This is a genomic window from Nonomuraea sp. NPDC049784, assembly GCF_040659615.1.
GTDB lineage: Bacteria > Actinomycetota > Actinomycetes > Streptosporangiales > Streptosporangiaceae > Nonomuraea.
On record NZ_JBFAMX010000956.1, the window covers coordinates 1 to 2,760 of the forward strand.

Sequence of the window (2,760 nt, forward strand, 5' to 3'; positions counted from 1 at the left end):
CGCCGCTCTCGCGCTCGGCCGCGGGCAGCGTCTCGCGCACGCCCGACAGCACCGCCACCAGCAGCACCACCCCGGCGACGCTGAGCGCCACGAACACGCCGCGCCACGAGGTGAAGGCAAGCAGCTGCGCCCCGGCGATGGGCGCGAGGATCGGCGCCAGACCACTGACCAGCATGAGCGTGGCGAAGATGCGGGCGATGGCGGCGCCGTCGTACAGGTCGCGGACGACCGCCCGCACGATGACCAGGGCCGCGCCGCCCAGCATGCCCTGCAGCAGGCGGAACGCGATGAGCATGGGCACGGAGGGCGCGAACGCGCACAACAGCGAGGCCGCCATGAACCCGGCCACACCCACGATCAGCGGCACCCTCCTGCCGCGCACGTCACTGAACGGCCCGGCGATCACCTGGCCGACGGACACGCCGATGAGGCAGGCGGTGAGGGTGAGCTGGACCTGCGCGGGCGCGCTGAGCATCTCGGAGGTGATGGTGGGCAGCGCCGGGAGGTACATGTCGATGGAGAGCGGGCCGATCGCCGACAGGGCTCCCAGGATCACCAGCAGTAGTCCGCGACGGCCCTTCCGTTGCTCGACGGCGACGATGGACGCGGCTTGTGCCACGGACATGCGGGTTTTCCTCTCCCTCGCAGGCTTCCCGGCCCACGAGGGCCGAGGGGTCAAACCAGGATAGAGTCCTCCGAATTCCCGGTCATCAGATATTTCGTCTCGAGTTCGTTCAGCCGGATGATCGAGAACGTCACGGGACCCTTCCGGGAAACGGACGGGTCAAGAACTGTCCAAATCAGGCCATGTCTTCCCGAGGCGCGCTCCTGGGGCTCACCTGCGGCCCGGACCGCGTGTCGTAGTCCCTAAACTCGTGGCCATGGAATCCCCAGCCGTCGAGATCATCGACCTGGTCAAGCGTTACGGCGGCACCACGGCCGTGGACGGCCTCGCGCTCCGCGCCGCGCGCGGAGCGGTCACCGCCGTGCTCGGGCCCAACGGCGCGGGCAAGACGTCCACGGTGGAGATCTGTGAGGGGTTCCGCAGGGCCGACGCCGGCACGGTCCGCGTGCTCGGCCTGGTGCCCACGCTGCCGGAGCTGCGGCCGCGGGTGGGGGTCATGCTCCAGGCGGGCGGCGTGCCGCCGGCGATGCGCTGCGGCGAGTGGCTGCGGCTGGTCTCGCGCTTCTACGCCCATCCGCTCGACGCCCGGGCCCTGCTGTCACGGCTGGGCCTGGTGGATCACGTACGCACCCCGTACCGGCGGTTGTCGGGCGGGCAGCAGCAGCGGCTGTCCCTGGCCGCGGCCGTCGTCGGGCGGCCCGAGCTGGTCTTCCTCGACGAGCCGACGGCCGGGCTCGACCCGCAGGCCCGGCACGCCTGCTGGGAGCTGGTGGGCGAGCTGCGCGGGGCGGGCGTTTCGGTGGTGCTGACCACGCACCACATGGACGAGGCCGAGCGGCTGGCGGACCACGTGGTGATCATCGACAGGGGCCGGGTGGTGGCCGAGGGCACACCGGCCTCGCTGACGGGGGCAGAGCGGCAGCTCCGCTTCCGGGCCCGGCCGGGGCTGGCGCTGGAAGAGCTGCTCAACGCGCTCCCCGCGGGCAGCGCGGCCAAGGAGTCGCCCGCCGGCCACTACATCATCGAGGGCCAGGTGGGGCCCGAACTGCTGGCCACGGTGACGGCCTGGTGCGCGGCGGAGGGCGTCACGGCCGACGACCTGCGCATCGAGCGCCGCACCCTGGAAGACGTCTTCCTCGAACTGACGGGCAGGGAGCTGCGATGACGAGCCAGGGTCGCTCCCCCGCAGGGGAGCTCGTGCTGGACTTCACCCCCGCGCCGGGGGCGGCGCCGTTCCCGAGCATGGTCCTCGCCCAGGCGGGCGCGGAGATCCGGGCGATGCTGCGCAACGGCGAGCAGCTGCTCCTCACCATGATCATCCCGGTGCTGCTGCTGGCCGGCTTCTCGCTGGCGCCGCTGATCGACGTCGGGGGCGGCAGGCGGGTCGACTTCCTGGTGCCGGGCGTGCTGGCGCTGGCGGTCATGTCCACGGCCTTCACCGGCCAGGCCATCGCGACCGGTTTCGAGCGCCGCTACGGCGTGCTGAAGCGGCTGGGCGCGACCCCGCTGTCCAGGGCCGGGCTCATGCTCGCCAAGACGGCCGCCGTCGTGGCCGTGGAGGTCATCCAGGCCGCGGTGATCGTGGCCGTCGGGCTGGCGCTCGGGTGGCGGCCGCACGGGTCGTTCCTGAGCGCGGCGCTGCTCGTCGTGCTGGGGACGGCGGCCTTCAGCGGGCTGGGGCTGCTCATGGCGGGCACGCTCCGCGCGGAGGCCACTCTGGCCGCGGCCAACCTCGTGTACCTGGTCCTGCTGGGGGCCGGCGGGGTGATCTTCCCGCTGTCGAAGTTCCCCCACGGCATGCGGCAGGTCCTGGAGGTGCTGCCCATCTCGGCCCTGACCGGCGGACTGCGCGCGGTGCTCGGGCAGGGCGCCGCCCTGCCGCTGGGCCCGCTGGCCGTGCTCGCGGCGTGGGCGGTGCTGTCGCTGGGCCTGGTCTCGCGCACCTTCCGCTGGGAGTAGCTCACTCGGGCTGCGGCTGGGCCGCCTCCGTGCGGCCGTAGCGGCGCCTGGTGAGGGCGGCCACCGCGGTCAGCGGGATCGCGGCGCCGGCCGCAAGGCCGAACAGCAGGGCGTAGCGCCCGTGCTCGGCCAGCGGCCCGGCCGCCCACGACGAGACCGCGCTGCCCACGAAGAGC

At 73.2% G+C, this 2,760-nt stretch carries 3 protein-coding genes; 2 read left to right on the forward strand and 1 reads right to left on the reverse strand.

Annotated features, from left to right (window positions below; translation table 11 throughout):
• Positions 1-625 (reverse strand): MFS transporter (locus AB0J09_RS61620; protein ID WP_360713364.1); only part of this gene is annotated, 625 nt, incomplete at its 3' end.
• Between the two features lie 256 nt (positions 626-881).
• On the opposite strand from AB0J09_RS61620, the gene AB0J09_RS61625 reads away from it, so the two are divergent.
• Both AB0J09_RS61625 and AB0J09_RS61630 read left to right on the forward strand, forming a co-directional pair.
• Positions 882-1,790, forward strand: coding sequence for an ABC transporter ATP-binding protein (locus AB0J09_RS61625; RefSeq protein WP_360713366.1), 909 nt, complete (start codon positions 882-884; stop codon positions 1,788-1,790).
• Positions 1,787-2,584, forward strand: coding sequence for an ABC transporter permease (locus tag AB0J09_RS61630; protein WP_360713368.1), 798 nt, complete (start codon positions 1,787-1,789; stop codon positions 2,582-2,584). The genes AB0J09_RS61625 and AB0J09_RS61630 overlap by 4 nt, the downstream gene beginning before the upstream one ends.
• Positions 2,585-2,760 lie beyond the last annotated feature (176 nt).